The 20,105-nt window shown below is 38.5% G+C and carries 15 protein-coding genes and 1 pseudogene; 3 read left to right on the top strand and 13 right to left on the bottom strand.

Translation table 11 applies throughout. The features are described 5' to 3' along the window. Nucleotides 1-440: 440 nt before the first annotated feature. From arsB to ASE92_RS18550, 4 genes and pseudogenes are all read right to left on the bottom strand, one after another. Nucleotides 441-1,505: an ACR3 family arsenite efflux transporter gene (arsB, locus tag ASE92_RS18565; protein ID WP_056851620.1), complete on the bottom strand. Its 1,065-nt coding sequence runs from the start codon at nt 1,503-1,505 to the stop codon at nt 441-443. Nucleotides 1,506-1,507: 2 nt separating this feature from the next. Then, on the bottom strand, nt 1,508-2,128 hold the full coding sequence (locus tag ASE92_RS18560; protein WP_056851619.1) for a low molecular weight phosphatase family protein: 621 nt from the start codon (nt 2,126-2,128) through the stop codon (nt 1,508-1,510). 24 nt (nt 2,129-2,152) lie between these two features. Continuing rightward, a complete protein-coding gene (locus tag ASE92_RS18555; protein WP_056851618.1) occupies nt 2,153-2,620 on the bottom strand; it encodes a DUF6428 family protein in 468 nt (155 codons plus the stop codon). Nucleotides 2,621-2,674: 54 nt separating this feature from the next. Beyond that, nucleotides 2,675-3,003, bottom strand: a pseudogene (locus ASE92_RS18550) (ArsR/SmtB family transcription factor). A gap of 179 nt (nt 3,004-3,182) precedes the next feature. Between ASE92_RS18550 and ASE92_RS18545 the strand changes: the two are divergent. Both ASE92_RS18545 and ASE92_RS18540 read left to right on the top strand, forming a co-directional pair. After that, entirely contained in the window at nt 3,183-3,371 is a 189-nt protein-coding gene (locus tag ASE92_RS18545) for a hypothetical protein (protein WP_157255791.1), read from the top strand. A 226-nt stretch (nt 3,372-3,597) separates the two neighbouring features. Then, nucleotides 3,598-3,963 carry a PleD family two-component system response regulator gene (locus ASE92_RS18540; RefSeq protein ID WP_056851616.1) on the top strand — a complete coding sequence of 122 codons (366 nt, stop codon included), beginning with the start codon at nt 3,598-3,600 and terminating at the stop codon, nt 3,961-3,963. Nucleotides 3,964-3,994: 31 nt separating this feature from the next. Here the strand turns inward: ASE92_RS18540 and ASE92_RS18535 are convergent, their stop codons facing one another. Continuing rightward, nucleotides 3,995-5,968, bottom strand: a complete 1,974-nt coding sequence (locus ASE92_RS18535; protein WP_056851615.1) for an ATP-binding protein — start codon at nt 5,966-5,968, stop codon at nt 3,995-3,997. A 534-nt stretch (nt 5,969-6,502) separates the two neighbouring features. Beyond that, nucleotides 6,503-8,344: a HAMP domain-containing sensor histidine kinase gene (locus ASE92_RS18530; protein WP_056851614.1), complete on the bottom strand. Its 1,842-nt coding sequence runs from the start codon at nt 8,342-8,344 to the stop codon at nt 6,503-6,505. Nucleotides 8,345-8,788: 444 nt separating this feature from the next. On the opposite strand from ASE92_RS18530, the gene ASE92_RS18525 reads away from it, so the two are divergent. Further along, nucleotides 8,789-11,917, top strand: coding sequence for a PAS domain-containing protein (locus ASE92_RS18525; protein WP_056851613.1), 3,129 nt, complete (start codon nt 8,789-8,791; stop codon nt 11,915-11,917). A gap of 209 nt (nt 11,918-12,126) precedes the next feature. Here ASE92_RS18525 and ASE92_RS18520 read toward each other — a convergent pair whose 3' ends face one another. The 7 genes from ASE92_RS18520 to ASE92_RS18490 all read right to left on the bottom strand — a co-directional run bounded on the left by ASE92_RS18520 (nt 12,127) and on the right by ASE92_RS18490 (nt 20,056). Further along, nucleotides 12,127-12,318: a hypothetical protein gene (locus tag ASE92_RS18520; RefSeq protein ID WP_056851612.1), complete on the bottom strand. Its 192-nt coding sequence runs from the start codon at nt 12,316-12,318 to the stop codon at nt 12,127-12,129. A gap of 83 nt (nt 12,319-12,401) precedes the next feature. Next, nucleotides 12,402-14,483, bottom strand: coding sequence for a glycoside hydrolase domain-containing protein (locus tag ASE92_RS18515; RefSeq protein ID WP_056851611.1), 2,082 nt, complete (start codon nt 14,481-14,483; stop codon nt 12,402-12,404). A 144-nt stretch (nt 14,484-14,627) separates the two neighbouring features. Beyond that, entirely contained in the window at nt 14,628-15,149 is a 522-nt protein-coding gene (locus tag ASE92_RS18510) for a DUF2911 domain-containing protein (RefSeq protein ID WP_056851610.1), read from the bottom strand. A gap of 35 nt (nt 15,150-15,184) precedes the next feature. Continuing rightward, on the bottom strand, nt 15,185-16,876 hold the full coding sequence (locus tag ASE92_RS18505; RefSeq protein WP_056851609.1) for a sodium:solute symporter: 1,692 nt from the start codon (nt 16,874-16,876) through the stop codon (nt 15,185-15,187). A 102-nt stretch (nt 16,877-16,978) separates the two neighbouring features. Beyond that, nucleotides 16,979-19,447 carry a PIG-L family deacetylase gene (locus ASE92_RS18500; RefSeq protein ID WP_056851608.1) on the bottom strand — a complete coding sequence of 823 codons (2,469 nt, stop codon included), beginning with the start codon at nt 19,445-19,447 and terminating at the stop codon, nt 16,979-16,981. A gap of 84 nt (nt 19,448-19,531) precedes the next feature. Further along, entirely contained in the window at nt 19,532-19,822 is a 291-nt protein-coding gene (locus ASE92_RS18495; RefSeq protein ID WP_056851607.1) for a type II toxin-antitoxin system RelE/ParE family toxin, read from the bottom strand. 3 nt (nt 19,823-19,825) lie between these two features. Then, nucleotides 19,826-20,056, bottom strand: coding sequence for a hypothetical protein (locus tag ASE92_RS18490; protein WP_056851606.1), 231 nt, complete (start codon nt 20,054-20,056; stop codon nt 19,826-19,828). Between the last annotated feature and the right edge of the window lie 49 nt (nt 20,057-20,105).

Raw genomic sequence — 20,105 nt, 5'->3', positions numbered from 1 at the left:
AAATCTTTAAAAGAAGATAGACAATAAATCTCGTTGTAAAATAGGTAAGTGTAAAGCGAAAAAACACCATACTTACCAAGCAAAGCTTTCTCGGGCGAGAAAGTGCTCATGTGGCAAATATTTTTTTGATGTAGTTTCACATATCAAATATATCCATAAAATACAACATTTAACAACAGCTCCATTTTCTGTTCAATGTTTTAACATTAAACAGACAAGCGTATTGAGGAATCGAAATATGATGATCGGCAGATTGGATAGGTATTGGCACATCGCTAGCCCAATCCTTTATCTAATATAAATGGCGATGAGGCTTGTGCAATTGCAATTATCGATTACGATGGACCTGGCCAAGCCATTTCCGTATCATCGGCGCCACAGTTGCGTTGATGGGGTTAAAAATTTTTACTAGTTATGCCCTTCAAGCCCTGCTAAAAGAATTAGCTTTCATAATATTTCTTGCGGAACCAAAGGGCAAGATTAACAAGTGCAATTAAAGCTGGAACCTCTACCAAGGGACCAATAACGCCAGCAAATGCCTGCCCCGAGTTGATGCCAAATACCCCAATGGAAACTGCAATGGCAAGTTCAAAGTTGTTTCCCGTCGCTGTAAAGGCTATAGCGGTGCTCCGTGAATAATCTGCCCCAAAATACTTGCCTGCAAAAAAACTGATCACAAACATGATGGAAAAGTAGATGGCAAGTGGTATCGCAATACGAACCACATCTATTGGAATTTGAATGATCATTTTGCCCTTTAGGCTAAACATGATGATAATGGTAAAAAGCAAGGCTACTAAAGTAATTGGCGATATCACTGGCACAAACTTGTTCCTGAACCAATCTTCGCCTTTCAATTTGATTGCAACATACCTGCTGATGATGCCTAATGCAAATGGCAATCCCAGATATATGCCCACACTTTTAGCTATTTCGCCAATGGTAACATTTACTTTCAGGCTTTTTAGGCCGAAGTATGGTGGTAATAAGGTAATAAAAAAATAGGCAAAAACACCGTATAACAATACTTGAAAGATACTGTTGAACGCTATGAGGCCCGCCGCATATTCGCGGTTTCCTTCTGCAAGCTCATTCCATACTACAACCATTGCAATACAGCGGGCAAGCCCAATCAGGATTAAGCCGACCATATATTCTGGATAATCCCTTAAAAAGGCAATTGCGAGAAAAAACATCAATAGTGGGCCAATTACCCAATTAAGTATCAATGAAACACTAAGCACTTTGGTGTCTTTAAATACTTCACCCATCTTTTCATATCTCACCTTCGCAAGCGGAGGATACATCATGAGTATGAGTCCTATCGCCAGGGGAATATTGGTAGTACCATTTGAAAAAGAATTGATAAACCCTGATGAAGATGGGATAAAGTAGCCGATAGATACGCCAATCGCCATTGCCAGAAAAATCCAGAAGGTTAAGTATCGATCTAAAAAGCCTAACTTTTTACGTTCCGCAGCAGGGGCACATGGATGCGTAGCCATATTTATTTGATTTGTGAAAAGACATAGAACATTTCAGTTGCAATCTGCAAACTTCTTTCCTGATACTTTTCTGCTTGTTGTGGCGTATAGTCAAATGCTTTAGGGTCTTCAAAATTGATCGGTATGCGCTTTTCAGCCCCGGAAATGAATGGACAGTCGCCATCAGCCTGCGAGCAAGTCATTATTGCAACGAATGCACCGGTGGGATTAAATTTATGATCGTAGGTTTTTGAAAAACCGATAACAGGGTGTTCATTATCGCTATATTTTATGGCATATACGGGATTATCTCCTTCAGCGATACATTGAACTTGAAACCCGGCTCTTGTTAAGGTTTCTGCAACTACCGGAAACAAGGCTGTAGCAGCTGTACCGCCCGAATAGCAGAAGACATTTTTAATGCCATAATAAGCTGCCGCTGTTTGCGCCCATACCTGTGAAAAATGGCTTCTACGTGAATTGTGTGTGCAAATAAAATTGAGGCGTAGTTTACTTTGAGTAGCTTGTTTCTGCTTAATATAATCTACCAAAGGCTGTAATATTGCTTTGCGATCTGGTGGGATGTTGTCAAAGCGAAAAGCCTTAACTACACCATCAAGTTCCTGAAAAAGTTTTGTGTTCATGATTATATTTATCAGCCTTAAAAATTAGCAGCAGCCGCCACCTGGAGTACAAGTTGAACCTGAAGCCAGATTTACCAGTTTAATTTTTTGCTTCTCAACCGGAACTCCACACTTGTCCATAGCTAAACAAGCCGTTTTCTTGGCCAGCAAAAGAAAGTTTTCCCCATCAAAGCCCAGATCATACTTACCAATAGTTTCTGCCTGATACTCTACTTCAATTTCCAGATCTTCCATACCTAAAACCTTTTCTGAGAGGGAAATGATTTGAAGTAACTTTCCTGCTTTTAAGCGGTGTTCCTCATCGGCAGCATCCCATAACTGGAAGTTAGCTATTTTTTCATGGCGTACAGTTCCACCGCAGTCGATAAAATCTTTGGTAATAATCCCCACCTCGGTAACATGGAAATGTTCGGGCACCGTATTGCCGTTTCCCAGTTTAAAGTTCACTCTTTCAGCTGTTGTAAGTATTGTTTTTATTTCTGATAGTTTCATATTATATGTCTTTATAGCATTATTGCAATTTAACGATTGATGTAGGTAAAAAAGTTAACAGCAGCTAGTTTCGCCTTTATAAGAAGCTAAAAATCCACCAAGCTGTGTTTCTAACAGTTACCAAGTTTTAGGATTAATACAGTAGCATACACTTACACCTTCTATTGTGCCTTGGATGATACTGGCTAATTCAATTCTTTCAGGTGCTGAAAAATAGTTGCCTGAGCCAGGCCAAGCTCGCCTACTAAATCGCCGCAGATACAAGTATTTGAAATGATGATTCTTTGCAGGATAGCGATCCGGGCAGGATGCGCAATTGCTTTCAGCAAGGTAGAAAGGTGGTTCTGCTCGGCAGTAAATATTTCTGATTTTGTAAGTCCCATAACTATATATCGCAATATTACGATATAAATTTCAGAAGTAAAAATAATTTAGTTTTTATTTTATTAACCAGATGCATACTTAACGATAATATTAAATTAAACCTTAACCCGTTGGGGAAGTGGTGTTTTAAAATTGAGTTTATTAATTATACAGTTACATTTTCTTTAAAATCTTTCCAATGATGATAACCTATAAACTGAGAAAGGCTATTGAGGATAAATGGCAAAAACTGGGAAGCTATTGGCAAAAGGCCAAAAAATCGTTTGATATTTGTAAGAGAAATGTAATTCTGATCCTGCTTAAATATCTGAATGGAAATAATTTTGCAGTTATTTTCATTGATATCCTCCATCCCACAATGCAGTAAGATGCCTTTTTTTAGTAGCAGGTAATAGTCGTTGTCGCCCATATCGCTTATATTAACAGCTGGTTAGAAATTACCTATACAAATTATTGAAAATTTAAAAACTCTTCCCTGCTACCACTGTAAATAATTTGCTACGTTGAAAAACACGTCGTAGTCACCTTCTTAGTATTGAAATAAAAAATTAATATTTTACTTACATTTACAACCATATTTAAAGAATGGTATTATGACCAAAAATAAGATTTTGGTGATTGATGATGATGTTGAATTGCTTGAAGCACTGGAAGATTTTCTTTGCACCGAAGGTTTTGAAGTGAGATCATCGCCTAACCATCAATCAATTGATAGAATTAATGAGGAGTTTCACCCTGATTTAATTATTCTGGATATCGCCCTTGGAGATGGCGACGGCAGAACCATTTGCTATGAGCTCAAAAACAGTGAAGCAACTGCCCACATCCCCATCCTGTTATTAACAGGCTTGAGTTACCAGCATATTTCCGAAATCGAATGTCTGGCAGATGGTATTATTGGAAAGCCATTTGAAAGCAGCCACCTGTTGCTCAACATCAAGGAACTCATTTTAAATTAAAAAAAGCTAAGTCCTATTTTGATACAAAAACCTAGGCTGGAAGCTCAACGATAAATGTAGCCCCTGCTCCTTCCCTACTTTCGAGTTTTATCTGCCCTTTATGAAGCTCGATAATTTCCTTGCAGAGATAGAGGCCGATTCCAAAACCTGCAATTGATCCCATGTTTGGACTTTTTATCCGGTAATAGCGTTCAAAAATCTGTTGCTGGTCTTGCTCATCAATCCCCATTCCATCGTCCTTCACCACAATCGCGACCTTTCCATTCTCAGGTTTAGAGTAGGAAATATTGATGTCGCTACCAATTGGTGAATATTTCACGGCATTGCCGATGAGGTTATGAATAACCTGTGAAATTTTGTCTCTGTCGGCATAAAGGTCAACACTTTCGTTCTTTTCAAAAACAATTCTGTGGGTATGTATAGTGGAATGAACTTCGTCTTCGAGTTCATAAAACAACACTTTAAGATCAAAAGAAGATTGTGTCAACAGCATTTTGCCAGAATCCAGTCGGGAAATATTGAGAAAGCCATTGATCATGGATGTCATGTTGCGAACCTGGCGGAGTGATTTTTCGAGTATGCCTTCCAGCTTCTGATCTCCGGAAAGCATGGCATTACGCTGCATGAGCTGCTGATAAGCATTAAGAGAGGTAAGCGGCGTTTTCAGTTCATGGCTGACCATGGCCATGAAGTCATCTTTCCGTTGCTCATCCTTTTTTTGCTCAGTAATATCACGCAAGGTCCCGTTTAAACTCACTACATTTCCATGATTGTCGTAAAACACTTTACCACGAGCCTGTACGAGTCTCCCGTTTGGATCCTCAGGATTATAGATGCGGTATTCAATAAAATAATTCCCATTTGAGGTAGCGCTCAATGATTCCATGATGGCCTCTTCTACCCTGGCCCTATCATCATCAAAAATACTGGAAAATGCAATACCCAAGTCAATATTTTGAGTTTCAGGAAGTCCAAACCACGACTTTAATAATGCATTGCCAGAGAAGAGATTTGTTTTCGGCTCATAAAAAAATGTGGCAAGATCTCCTGCCTCTACGGCCAACAAAAGCATTTGTTGATCTTTCTCACTTGCCCGTCGATCAAGTACCAATTGTGTAATTTCTTCCAGAATCACCAATACGCCACTCACTAATCCATCGGAGGAGAATACGGGTTGATAAATTGAATTAACAATAGCTTCACGTAAGCCGTCGTCGTCTCTTAATCTGACAGTAAATTCATTGTTTATTCGTCGCTGCCCTGTCGTAAATACCTCATTGAGCCACCTGTTAACCGGCTGGCCAATAAGTTCAGGTCGGGCCGTCACATGCGGAAGCCCCTCAACTTCTGAAAGTGAACGTCCCCAGATTTTTAAAATGGCTGGGTTGGCAATCTCTATGATATGTTCCGGCCCCTGCAGCATTGCGATTCCTACTGGTGCTTGTTCAATGATTGTTCTGATATGTTCGCGACTTTCTCCGAGCAGCTTCAGCGAGGTGTTCAGGTCTTCGTTGGTAGAACTCAGCTCTTCCATAGTAGCCGCCATCTCCTCCATCAGTGATTGTTCTTTTTCTTCTTTTCTTTGAATCCGCTCCAGATATTCCCGTCTCGAACTCACCTTCCGGGCGGTATTTAGGATACACCAGGTTCTGCCCTCCTTGTTTAAAAGTGCTTTATACTCATAATCATAATAATCAGTCGTAGAAACTCCGTTTTTGATCACATGAACTGGCGCATCGCTTATGGAATAAGTTTGACCAGAGCGCCACACCTGTTGAAGCAAACCGAGGAAAGGTTGACCTTCCAGCTCAGGAAGCGCCTCCATCAGCGCCTTTCCGATTACTGAAGGGTTCTTTCCCCAAACCTCCAGCATTCCTTCATTTGCAAAACGGATGATCATATCCTCATCGGTATATATGGCTGTTGCCTCTGGTGAGCATCCAAGGGCCTGGATGATTAGCTCTCCATTAAAATCCTCCCGGGATGATTGTTCTTCGATATTCATGGAATACCAAAGATAGAAAAATTGCCCTATGTAAAGGATATTCTGGCTTATTGCCTCGCAATTTATTTTGATGTTCCTCTTGTTAAAGCTACTGTTATATGAGTAAAAAAGCGGTGATCGCCTGTAATAGCGTTACCGGCTATTTAGTCGTAAACATTAAAGATTATGGATTTACAGTAACGTTTGGATAAACATATGATACACACTTGGATGAACTATACTTCGTAACTAGTGCAAATGGAGATTAATATCTCTTTTGTGATAAATAGTCCTTTTATTTTTTGAATCCACAATACAAATTATTTTAATCCCAGCTTCTAAAAAAGTAAGCCTAGTGAGCGTATCTTTATAACGGTAATTTTGAAACCATTGATAACCGCGTTGGATTATATTGAAGAACTTTCGAATATTTTTCTGAAACTTTCTGTTTATGTCTCATCTGCCTGACATACAATCCGGCAAATCCTATAATTGAAAGTATTGCAAAACATAAACTAATATCAATACTGAAAGCAAAATTCTTATCCATATCAATTAAATTTTAGGAAGCTTAACAAAAAATGTTGTTCCTTTGAATTCTATACTTTCAAACCAGAACTCACCGCCATGATCTTCTACAAGTTGTTTAGATATTTTAAGGCCCATTCCATGAGAAATTTCACCATTGGTACCTGTCCTCTGTCCAGATGATGTATAAAGAATTTCCTTTAAGCTGTCAGGTATCCCGATGCCATTATCCTTAATAGAAACTATCACAAAATGCTCTTTCTCTTCAACCTTCACCTTTATAGCTGTATTTTTGGTACTAAACTTAATTGCGTTAGTTAATATATTATTAATTACCCTGGTAATACCTTCTTTATTAGCGTTAATATTTACGAGGTGAGGATTGAAGCTAATACTTATATTCTTATTCTCTGCCTGATAATGCAAAATCTTGATACAACTCATGATTAGATTTGAAAGTTCTACCGATCCTTTCTTATTATCTTTATTAACATTGCTCTGTAACAATAAACTATCCACAAAATTAAGTGAGTCTAAACCTGATTTTTCCATTAGCAAAAGCAGTTCCCGTTCATCGCCGTTAAGCTTATTCTCGGAAATTAAGAAACGTAATAAACTTACAATCCCCCCAATTGGAGCCCTTAAATCATGCATAACTTCTTTCAAAGTGATGTTATGGATTTTATCTTTATTTTCTAGTTTTGAAATGGCTTGTTGAAACAAATGATTTTGATCAACAATTTCTGTATTTAATGCTTTCAGATGCATCACTTTCGAAAGGTTAATATTCGCCTTTTTATGACTGAAATAAATAAGCCACACGGCAGGAATCAAGGTTACACAACCAAAAATACTATAAAAGATGAGTATATAATTCTTTTCCTGTTGCGTTTTTAATACTAAATCAGTCTGAATATCGTCAATTACAATCTGATTTTCAGGCATTCGTGCCATATGTAAGCTATCATTTAGCTTCACATAGAGGAGAAGATATTTGTTAACATTTCCTAAATCGCCAAGACTAGCGTAAATATCGCTTTGCAAATGATAACAATCTCTTAGTAAATCCATTCTTTTGGTTTCCTGAGCGATTTTTAATGCGTGTTTATTACTTTTAAGCGCTTCGTTAAAATTTTTCCGCAATTTGTGCCAGAGCGTATAATCATTATACAAAGAAAATCTTGTGTTCGAAGAACTATCTGACCCTGCATTTATCATACGCTGTGCAAATTGCAAATAAAAAGTAGCAGAATCGAGTGTTGGTTGATAACGCAAATAATGATGGCTAATCTGAATAGCATACTCTGCGTTCCGGTTCAATAGAAAGCCTTTCTCTAAATAATTAAGCGCCTCGGTATGCCTATTAAGTCTATTCAGTACATCTGCCATATTACCGTACAAAAAAAGTTGAAGTCTTTTTTTCAGGGTCTTATCTTTAAGTTTATATGTTAGAGACATTGCTGATCTAAAGTGTTTATCCGCCAAATTAAAATACCCTAGGCCCATGTAATTTCGCCCTAACTCTATTTCTAATCTACTATTAAGATAGAGTTCATCTAAGTGCTCATTCAAAAAGAAAGCAACCTTTTTTAAAGTCTGTATACTTTCCCCAAATCGATTTAATGTACAATATATATTTCCTAAGTTCAGATAGCCTTGAGCAACTCCTTTTTCATACGTAATTCTTTTCGATTCAATAATCGACTTCTTATTTAAAATTTCAGCTTCGTAATACTTCCCTTGTCTCTTCAACAATTTATCCTGATAGGTTTGTAAGCTATCAATTTCAGCACGAGAATATGATTGAGCTCCAGCTTTGTTGAAGGCTAGAAGAAATAAAAAAGGCAAGAGCAGTAATTTAGGTGGCATTGCGGGAGATGTTAAACAAGCTAATTTATAATAGGCCTGGCCACAAAAATCATTCGAACCAAGTCTTGAAATAGAATTGTTGAGCAACCTCTGTTAAAACCGTATAAATTTAAGATTTTAAGTTTTAACTACCTACCATATTAGATAGGTTATTGACTTATATCAAAACCCGCGATTAAAAAGCTACTAAGTTAACTACTTCATCCACCACTAATTTCAACCTGGGAATCAAAGAAGAGCTTAAATTAGGCTGAAAATAGAACGTACAAAATTATAGCAACCATTAAAAATATACTTGCAGCCATAGTGCCTGGAAAAATATACAAAACAATTTATTTGCAAATAAGAAAGCTATAGAAAACTCAAATTTTACCAAACCAAATTAAAGCTATTCCGTTAATAATAGGCTATAGAACCTTTAATCCGACAAAAATAGAAACTTAGATGAATCCTTCGCCGACCCGGTTTACCGATACAAAGTTATTAGAGATCCTATCGAAAATGCCTAATGCTACGGCCATTTATTCAACTGAAGATATTTATATTCATTTTGCTAATGATGCAATGATATCCCTATGGGGAAAAGATCGCTCTGTTATTGGAAAAACAATTGCAGAAGCATTGCCTGAAATTGTTGGCCAACCGTTTATTAGTATCCTGAAAGAAGTTTGGAAAAGCGGCCAGACCTACGAAAGCAAAAATACCCCTGCAGAACTTTTAGTAAATGGACAGCTTCAGCTATTCTACTTTGATTTCAGCTATCAGGCAGTTAAAAATCAAGTCGGTGAAACAGAATACATCTTACACACCACCACCGATGTGACGGAGATAAACAGGGTTAGAAATATTGCTACTGAAAGCGAAGCAAAAGAGAAAGCCCTGGTTCACGAACAAGAATTGAATATTGAACTGGCTTCGACAAACGAGGCGCTCGCCGCTTCGATGGAAGAGCTAAGTACTACGAATGAAGAACTTCAGCAGAGCAAGGAAAATTTCAGGTTATTGAGTGAGGCACTGGAGCGCAAAGTAACCGAGAGAATTACTACAATTGCCTATCTAAACCAGGAACTTGAGGCTTCAAACGAAGAAATCCGGGCATCAAATGAAGAGTTAGCGGCAACAAATGAAGAGCTTATTCAAAGCAATCAACTGTTATTCGATAGTTCAGCAAAACTAGAACAAACCCTGGCCAATTTAGCCGAAAGTGAATTTCGTACCAGAAGCATTATAGAAAATGCACCTTTCCCTATCGGCGTTTACACCGGTAAAGAAATGACGATCACTTTTGCCAATGCCTCCATTATTGGGGTTTGGGGAAAAGGCAGCAATGTAATTGGAAAACGTTATGCCGATATTTTACCCGAGCTAGATAACCAGGCGGTTTTTGAACAGCTGGACCAGGTATTTACGACAGGGAAATTTTTCGAAGCCAGAAATCAACGTCTGGTGTTAATTGTCAACGGGGTTCCTCAGGTTTTTTACTTCAATTATATTTTTACGGCACTACGTAATGAAGCGGGAGAAATTTATGGCGTAATGAATACGGCTGCTGATGTTACTGATGTGGTTTTGGCCAAGCAAGCCCTGGAAGCTGCGGCTCAGGAAAAACAAGAACTCAATGAAGAACTGGCGGCTATAAACGAAGAGATGGTGGCTATTAATGAGGAACTTACCGCATCAAATGAAGAACAGGCACGATTTAATGATCAACTCTCATCCATTTATGAAAAACTTAAAGTTAGTCAGGATGAGTTGGAACTCGCTATTGATGCGGCTGGTTTAGGAACATTTGATTTAAATCCTTCAACAGGTCGTTTTACGGGTAATGCACTTACAAAAACATGGTTTGGCTTGCAACCGGAAGACGAAATTGAACTAAAGAAGGCTACCGACGTTATTCATGTAACCGACAGACAAAGGGCTATTGATGCCATTCAAACTGCATTAAAATTTGATTCAGGCGGCTATTACGACACCACTTACACCATTCAAACTACAGAGCAAGCGCGGGGGCGAATTGTGAGGGCAAAAGGTAAGGTACTTTTTAACGAACAGCAAGAAGCAATTAGGCTGAGCGGTGTTCTACTTGATGTTACAGAGCAAGTAAATTCTACCGAGAAGATGGCCGCCCTGCTCGATAATCTTGCCAGAAGTGAACAGAAATTCCGCTCCCTCATCCAGCAGGCTCCGGTAGCTATTAACCTGTTTAAAACCAACGAATTTATAATCGACAGCGCCAATGAAAAGATGCTCGAAATTTGGGGGTTAACGGAGTCAGTTAATGGAAAAAGGTTATTGGAAATATTGCCGGAACGAGCTAATCAGCCACTATTGAGCATTTTAAATGATGTTCTGGCGACGAACCAACCATATTTCGGCGTTGAGAATAAAATGTATATTCTTAAAAATGGGGTGCCTGAAGAAAGATATTTCAATAGTATTTATCAACCCATTAAAGGAGATGAAGATAACATTGACGGGATTTTACAAATAGTGACTGAAGTAACTGAGCAGGTTAATGCTAAAAAGGAAGTGATTGAGGTTAACAACCGTTTAAATATTGCCATCGAGGCTGGTGCATTGGGTTCTACAGAGATAGATTTGGCAACAGGTGATATGGTTTGCAATGACCGGTTTAAGATTTGTTATGGCTGGCCTTTAAACCAGAAATTTACTTATTCTGATTTACTGCAAGCCATGCTTCCAGCTTATCGGGAGCGCATCCCTCAGCTCATTAATGATGCTGTTAAACATCAACAGGTTTATCAGGCTGAGTATGAAGTGGGTTGGCCAGATGGATCTGTACATTGGGTTAATGCACATGGAAAGGGAAGATACGATAACGACGGTAAAGCCACCAAATTGGTTGGTATTGTATCAGATATCACAGAGGTGAAGGCCGATGAGCAACGAAAAAATGATTTCATTGGCATGGTTAGTCACGAATTGAAAACACCACTTACTTCACTTACGGCCTACATTCAATTGCTACAAAGTAAGGCTGATCAAAGTGGCGATGCTTTTGCACTTAATGTATTGGAGAAAGCGAACAATCAATCGAAAAAAATGGTCAATATGATCAATAGCTTTTTGAATGTTTCCAGACTTGAATCAGGAAAAATCCATATTGAAGCAGAATATTTTGATCTTTCCATTTTACTAAAAGAGATCGAAGAAGAATTTAATGTGGTGATTAACAGCCATCAGTTTACTTTTAAAACCGAACAGATATGGGTTACCGCAGATCGGGAAAAAATCGGGCAAGTGATCAATAATTTCATCTCCAATGCTTTGAAATACTCGCCAACGGCAAGCAATATTACTGTATCGTGTGAGGTTAACAATGGATCAGCTGTGGTTGCTGTGAGCGATGAAGGGATTGGAATTTTACCTGAAGATCAGGGTAATCTTTTTGAAAGATATTATCGGGTTACCAATCAGCCACAAACGGTATCTGGTTTTGGAATCGGACTTTACCTTTGTGCAGAAATTATTAAACGGCATCATGGTAAAATTTGGCTGGAGAGTGAAGTAGGTAAGGGATCTATATTCTATTTTAGCTTACCATTATAGCCCATATTGTTAAAGGGATTGAAACCAGGAGGTGGTTGATTGTTAAAGTATCATGAATTAAATCACTTAGACACATTATAAGCAGTTATTCTTTATTCAAGAATAGAAAAGTAACTTGACATGTTTCTACTCAAGTTGCCATTTTTAATTTTTTTCCAAAAAAAATGCCCTTATCATTTCAGTAAGGGCATTTAAATCTTTCGAATTTATTATAACAAACCGTAAAGGCCGTTTGCGTATGTTCTAAGTGAGGCTGATACCGTACTCATTTTTTCAGGAGATGGTCCCTTCACTTTGTATGCCTCTGGATGAAGTTCTAATGGTTGATCGGTTGTATTTTCGGTTAGGTTTTTGTTGCCTAAAGTAGCATTTTGTTCTTCGCTTAATTTTAAAGGTGCCATGTCGTATCTATTTATACTGTTAAAACAGGCCTGAGAGAGATTTGTTTTTCGAATTTATTTAAAATTGACGATTTTTCATTATTTTATTCCATGCTTGAAATCCAGTTTTCTGTGCTCGAAACTTTAGCTGGCTCAGCGGAAGAAACAATTCTCAATATGCCACCTTGGTTAATATCATCTTGTGTAATATAATTTCTATTAAAGGGCTTGCCATTAAGAAACACCTGTTTAATATATTTATTCTTCGGGCTGAAATTAGCTACCTCTACCTTAAATGTTTTTGCATTTGGCAAGCGGAAGGTAACTGATGGAAATAGCGGTACGTTGAGATAGTAAACCGGCCAGCCTACGCAAGCAGGAGAGAATCCGCTTGCTGTAAAAACATACCATGCACTCATTGCCCCTGCATCATCGTCCATAGTTCGTAGATAAGCTTCAGGTTGATTCTTATAGATTTTACCAATATAACTTCCAATCCCCCTACTATTATCGTTGAAATAATTTTGAATAACGGTATCGGCGGCCAATTGATGCATCCAATATTGCGATTTATATCCTTGCCTGGTTACGTTATACATCAGCGGCACCTGTAAATCGGGTTCATTGGCATGGTTATACAAATCTCTAGCAAAAAATTCATCCAGCTTGGCAATGTAGGCTTCCTCTCCCCCATCAAGGTCCATCAATCCTTTAAAATCGTAAGGAACAAACCATCTGTATTGCCAAATGGTACCTTGATACAAACCTCTTGCCTGCATATGGTCAACATCCCGTTTACTCATATCTTTAAAATCCTTGTTCCAATAGGTTCTATATTCGAGGGCTTTGTTTTTATAAATTGCTGCCTTTTCGGGCTGCTTTAAAATCGTAAAAATTTCTGCCAAAGCCCAATTGTCATAGCTGGATTCCAGTGCCTTATCAGGCGATTTGTAATCTAATCCCTTTACCTCTTTCTCCAGCGAATCAGCAATACCGGCGAAATCTACATAATAACCTTTGCGATAGGCATCCAATAAAACCACAATTGCATGTTCGCTGCGAACAGTATTTGATGGTTCGGTTTGACCAGCATAGTCTTTCTTTCCAGAGCGGTACAAATCAGCGATGGAAGTAACCATACCCGCATAGCGTTCTGGCGTAATGATGGAAAGCAACGGCAGTTGTGTACGATAATTATCCCAAATGGCCCATCCGTTGTATCTTATTTCTTTGGCTTTCCGAAGTTCACCCTTGGTATTGCGGTATTGTCCATCCTGATCAGAAATAACATAGGGAGATTGCATGGTACGGTAAAGAAGCGAATAAAAAAGCTTAGCATTTTCCACATCGCCACTCACCTCAATTTTAGCCAGATTTTTGTTCCATTCCGCAGCACTTTTATCTTTAATGGATTCCAGCGTTTGATCTAAAATGGCCGATTTCGCCGATTCGGTACTAACAGAAGAGAGTGCCACATTTATTTCTGCTGAAGTAGATGCAGCATTTAGTCTGGCAATTAACTTATGCCCTGATAGTTTTTCCCAGTTCACGTTGTTTGTAATTTCCAGATAATAGTAAATCCTGTATTTACCTACGCCACATGTCGTTTTTGATTCTATCCAGCCCGAAAGAGCATTCCCATCTATAACATGTTCTTCCGTTACAAAAGCACCATTAAAAGCGTAGCCTAAATCGAGATAAATTCCTTTTTCTCCTTTCGGATAGTGATAAACATGCTTGCCTGCGTTACCTGCAACAGCAAAGCTTGCATCAATTTTATTTTCAAAACCTACCTGGTAATAACCCGGCCAAGCTTTTTCAGTTGATTTGATTAACGTAGACTGCATTGGATCCTTCCCTAAAAAGGGTTTGATAAAAATATTTCCACCCGAACCCTGGCAGCCTACTCCTTCAAAACGATTGTGTGTAAATCCTTCAAATTTTTTAGCCAGGTACTCGTAACCGGTATGGGTTTTCGGATAGGTTTGAGGGCCAATGCTCAACATGCTAAATGGATAAGATGCCGCTGGCGACATTTGCCCGTGATCTCCTGAAGAGCCCAAAAAAACGTTCACTAAATCAACCGGTCGTTGCGTTTTGATGGAAAACGGAACGGATTTGTTTTGTGCCAGAACATTCAAATGGAAAAGAAAAATCGTAGCAATAATATTAAGTGCAAGTTTCATATCGGGGATGTAAAATCGGCCTAAAATAGCATTTTAGCATGAAGTACAGGTTATGTTATACTTTCTTTACAAAGGCTATTTCTTGACCAAAAAAAAAGCCATTCCGGTGTTTCCGAAATGGCTTATAAAAAATTGGTTAGCTGCTTACTTGATCGTTACCGGAACAGATACTTTATCCCAATCTAAAGAAAAACCAGTTTTAGTGATTTTATAAATTAAACGCTCTTGAGTAGCTTTTAAAGGTTTGGTTTTCACCTCAACACGTAAAGCATCTTTAGCTTCTTCGTATTTATAGGCACCCCATTGCTTTGGTTCTTTATTAAAAATTGCTGTCCAGGTACCGCTTTCTTTTGGAATTAAAAAGAAACTATATTTTCCAGCAGCAAGTGCTTTACCTTCAACCATAATATCTTTATCAGTGGTAAAAGTGGTCGCCTCATTGGCACCTGCACGCCATACTTTATCGTAAGCTTCTAAACCACCCCAAATTTTACGTCCTTTAACAGCAGGGCTGCTATAAGCGATAGTGATGGTAGCACCTTTAACTTTTCCTGTTGCAGTTGCCGCAGGACTTGGTTTTGGTTGAGCGGCATCTTGCGCCATTGCACTTACTGAAATCGTTATTGCGGTAAAAAGCAATGCAACAGATTTAATCATCGTTTTCATAGTAATATTATTTATTTGTTTTTGTTGTTTTGAGTTTACGAATCTAATGCTTTGCGACGATAAAATAATAATCCTAAAGTCGAAAAAATTATTACTGCAGCGGCACCGACTACGTTTAACCAAAGGAATGATACCACATCAAATTCATAAACGCCAACAACCACAATTTCAGCCAGGATAGCTGAGATAAAAACAATTGATCCGTTAATTTTCTTATAATAAAAAGCAACCAGAAAAATACCGAGAATAGGACCATAGAAAAGAGAGCCTAGCACGTTTACCGCCTCAATAAGTGAACCCATTTGTGTGGCAAACATGGCTACCGCAATAGAAAATATTCCCCAACCCAAAGTATGTAACCTACTGTACTTTAGCTCCGTGGCATCGTCCATGTCTCGCTTACTAAAAACCAGATGCACATCTTTTAATGAACAGGCGGCCAATGAATTTAAGGCCGCTGAAATAGAGCCCCAGCTGGCTAAAAAGATAACGGCAAACAATAACCCAATCATACCCACTGGCAAAGTATTTTTAACGAAATACAGAAAAATATAATTGGTATCCGTTTTCTCGGCATTAAAATTTGCTTTATTAATGGCCACCTCTACCCTACTGTGCAAATCTTTAACATCTTTTTGGGTTTCTTTAAAATTTGCAATTGAAGCATTCAATTCGGGAGAATTTTTTTCTCGCTGAGCTAAAATAGCCTTCGACTGGGCATTAAACTTTTCTTCAAGCAGTTGATGTTCGCCCTCGAAAACCGCAGCCTGCTGTGGTTGGGTTTCTTTTAAATATTGATACGAGCGTTCATTGAAATAAATCGGCGCTGGTTTTAGTGAGAAGAAAGCAAACAGTAATGCACCGATTAAGAGAATGGCAAACTGCATTGGAATTTTAACTAAACCATTTAACAGCAAACCCATTTTGGCATTGGTATTATCTTTGGCAGTAATGTAGCGGCCTACCTGACTTTGATCGGTACCGAAATAAGAAAGTGCAAGAAAAAATCCACCGATCAAACCGCTCCAGATGTTGTATTTATCTTTCCAGTCGAAATCGGTAGTGATCACATTCAGCTTCCCGGATTTACCAGCAAGATAAAGCGCATCGCCGAAACCAACGCCGTTAGGCATATTTTGAAATAATAAATACCCAGCAAATGCCATCGTACCCAGAATGATCAGGAACTGAAGCTTTTGGGTATGGGCGATTGCTTTTGCACCACCAACGTACGTGTAAATTAATAAGATTCCACCGGTTAAAACATTGGTTAAATAAATATTCCAGTTTAAAACACTTGATAGAATGATACTCGGTGCATAGATGCTGATCCCAGTTGATAATCCCCTGGAAAACAAAAATAGCAGCGAGGTTAAAACCCTCGTTTTTTTATCGAAACGTTGCTCCAGATATTCATATGCGGTATAAACATTTAGTCGCTGAAATATCGGAATGAAGGTAATGCAGATGACGATCATTGCCAATGGCAAACCAAAATAATACTGAACGAAACGCATTCCATCCGTATAGGCTTGCCCAGGTGCGGAAAGAAAAGTAATGGCACTGGCCTGGGTAGCCATAATACCTATAAGCACAATGTACCAAGGCATTTGGTTATCGGCTTTTAAGTATGAGGCATTACTTTTTTGCCCCCTGCCGATAAAAACACCGTAAGCCACAACAGCCAGCAGAGTAAAGATGAGTACTAACCAATCGATATTACTCATGCCCAAAATCTAGTGAACAGGTAATAAAATACAATCTGGAAAACCAGCGCTAATGCAAGCAAAACGTACCATGTATTCCAATTTTTGAGCTGGTTTTTCATCCTACTTCCCTGCTGATATAAAGTTGAAAAACAATCTTGCGGCACCTATATTTCCTGCTGGCAATTGCCTGAAAAAAGCAAGTGGTGTGTAAATAAAATTACCTTTACCGTATTTTGCATACAATGTAGATCCTTTTAACGGTTCTTCCCCAATATCATTCATTTCGAAAAGTGTCTCGTATTTAGCATCCCATTTATCAGGGAAATATGCTCCTCGTTCCTGTACCCAACCGTTAAAATCTTCTGCGGTAATTTTATTCGGATAACTTAACAGTTTATGATTTGGATTAAGAAATTTAACAGCAGCATTTTCTTCGGTAACCCTTTTGCTGCTAATACTGAATGGATATATGCCAAAATCTTGCAAAGCCATATCTTGAGTGGTGTTGTATTGCATCACGATTGTTCCACCATTTTCTACATAGCTTTTAAGCGCCACCTGCCAATTTTTAATCCGTTTATCTGTGTTGATTACCCTTACACCTGTTATTACGGCATCATAAGAAGCCAACTTGCTTGGATTTAAAATATCGGCTTCAGCTAAAACATCAACCTGCAAACCAGCCTGGCGCAAAAACTCAGGAATTAAATCTCCTGCACCCTGGATATAGCCCACCTTTTTTGCCAACACTTTTACATCTCCTTTTAATAACCAGGTTGTGGCTGGAACAAAGTATTGCAGCGATGGCAAATGTGGATACTGAATCAGCACCTGGCCTTTTGTAAACTCACTATTTTCTGAAGAAAAAACCACTTCAAGTTTATTTTGAGTAGTTTTTATTTTCGCCAGATCGCCAGCAGGCAATATAAAATCTTTAAGGGTAATGGTATTCTCTGGCAAATTGATACCAGTAAAAGTAGCTATAGTTGCATTTCCTACCCTAAAAATAACTTTACCGTAATTGATGTATTTGTTAGCCTTTAAGCGAAGGGTTACTTTCAAATCTTCCTTTTCTTTTGCGAAATAAACCGGTTCCGCAAAACTTAAATCCATTGCCGGAATAATCCTCAACTGCTCTACCACATCGCCCTTTACGGGGTCGAGTTTTTTATACGACAGTGGAAGTTTAACCGTAAACTTTTCGCTTCCGATTTTTAAAACAACCGAAACATTTAACGGCGATGCAAGCTCTGGCAAACCGATCAAAGTATCATTAGCCACGCTAAATGTTGCTGCATTTTTCGCCGGTTTTTCTAACCAGTAAGGTTCTGTAAGCACCGCATTTAAAGGGATTTGAATTTTACGCTGGATGTTGATCAGCGAATCTCCCGAGATCCTTTTATTTAAAACATCAGTTTGGTTGATCCAATTAACCTGTTCAAGAATAACTGGTGGAGCCGCTCTCGAAATTACATTTAAACTGAAATTGTAGCTGTTGCCTGCAATAGCCTCTGCCTGGTTAGTTACCACTTCGCCCATAAAACCCGTGCAGCTTAAAATGATGTGATCTATCGCATTCAGTTTGTCTTCCTTCAACCTCACATCCTGAATTTCCAAAATTCTTTTACGCAGCATTAACAAGCCATGCAAGCTTTTATCTGGATGATCATAATCAAAAGATAACCGGATAATATCAATCAACTCATCAATGTTATCAATTCCTTTTTCCGACCAATTCAGCGGAATTTTATCAAAAAGACTTTCTTTTGCAGGAACGCCCACCACATGGGTAAAATATTCTGTCCTAACTCCCGCTACAGATTGCGTTCCCGCTCCCTGACTTTTATGTAAACTTCGGCTTAAACCGGCTAACTCGCCATAACCCATTCCGAGTTGTGGATCGAATTGCCCTACCGTAACTTTCAATTGATTTTCGGAAGTTGTATTTACCGAACCAAAACGAAAGGTGTTCCAAAGCAATCTTTTTGGTTGCCAAACATCAACATACTTCAACTGGTTTGGAAACATATTTTTATCTGCAGCTGCTTTAAATGCCTTTTCGGCTACCACCGCAGATGCAGCATGTTGCCCATGTCCTGCAGCCGCTGTTGGCGGAAAACGACAAATAATTACATCGGGTCTGAATTTTCTGATTACCCAAACTACATCTGCGGTAATGCTATCCGCATCCCACTGCTTAAATGTATCATCGGTATTTTTAGAGAAGCCAAAATCAATTGCCCGGGTAAAAAATTGTTGCGCCCCGTCCAGTTTCCTGGCTTCCAACAACTCATGCGTTCTGATTAATCCCAAAGCAGCACCCTGTTCGGTTCCTAATAAATTCTGCCCTCCATCACCTCTGGTTAATGATAAATATGCAGTTTCTACATTCTGTTCATTAATTAGCCATGATAACAAACCAGTATTTTCATCATCGGGGTGTGCTGCCAGGTAAAGAACCTTTGGAATGTGCCGAAGTGTTTTAATTTCACGAAAAATTTCAGATGACTTTGCTGGCCTAACTTGTTGAGCGAAAGAGAAAAAACAGATGAAACAGAAAATGAATACCAGGGTTAGCTTTTTAAACATAGAATTTGCTTTGTGAGACAAAGATGCTTAAAATGGTTTTATTTAGCGTAGCAGAAATGAAAAAGGTATTAGAGAAAATGATATCTATTTCTTTTTAGGATTTAGATAGGTATTAAAAACATGAAGGATGTAAACTCCTCCTTTATCTGGAACAATCTCATAGATGATTACATATAGAAACTTAGGGACAGGATACTCGCGAAATTTATTTAATTTTATTGAAAATGCCGCTGGATGCCTGCAGATAGTTGAAACTGCACGCTCAATTATGGTGAGAAACCGCTCTCCCAACCCTAGCTGTTTCCCTTCATACCAATCATATGATTCTTGAAGTTCATCTTTAACATGGGAGGAAAATACAGCATCATATTCCATTGACTATTTCTTACGGAGCTGGCTTTTCATTTCAGACAAAGAAAAACCGTTGTCTTTCCCGCTTGTTAATTCCATCGAACGATTTTCAATTTCTTCAACAAATTTGTTATCCTCCCACCAAGAATAAGTTTTTTCATTTAACTCAACAACATACTTTAGGCCCATGCTATCTAAATAATCCAATAAAGCTTTCTCTGATTTATTATCTTCTATATTTATAGTTAGTGTCCTCATAAGCCAAATTTAACGAAAAATATTATTTATTTATCTACGCTTCGCAAGC

The sequence above is a fragment of the Pedobacter sp. Leaf41 genome (genome assembly GCF_001422545.1).
GTDB lineage: Bacteria > Bacteroidota > Bacteroidia > Sphingobacteriales > Sphingobacteriaceae > Pedobacter.
This window is presented reverse-complemented; position numbering and strand designations above follow the sequence as displayed.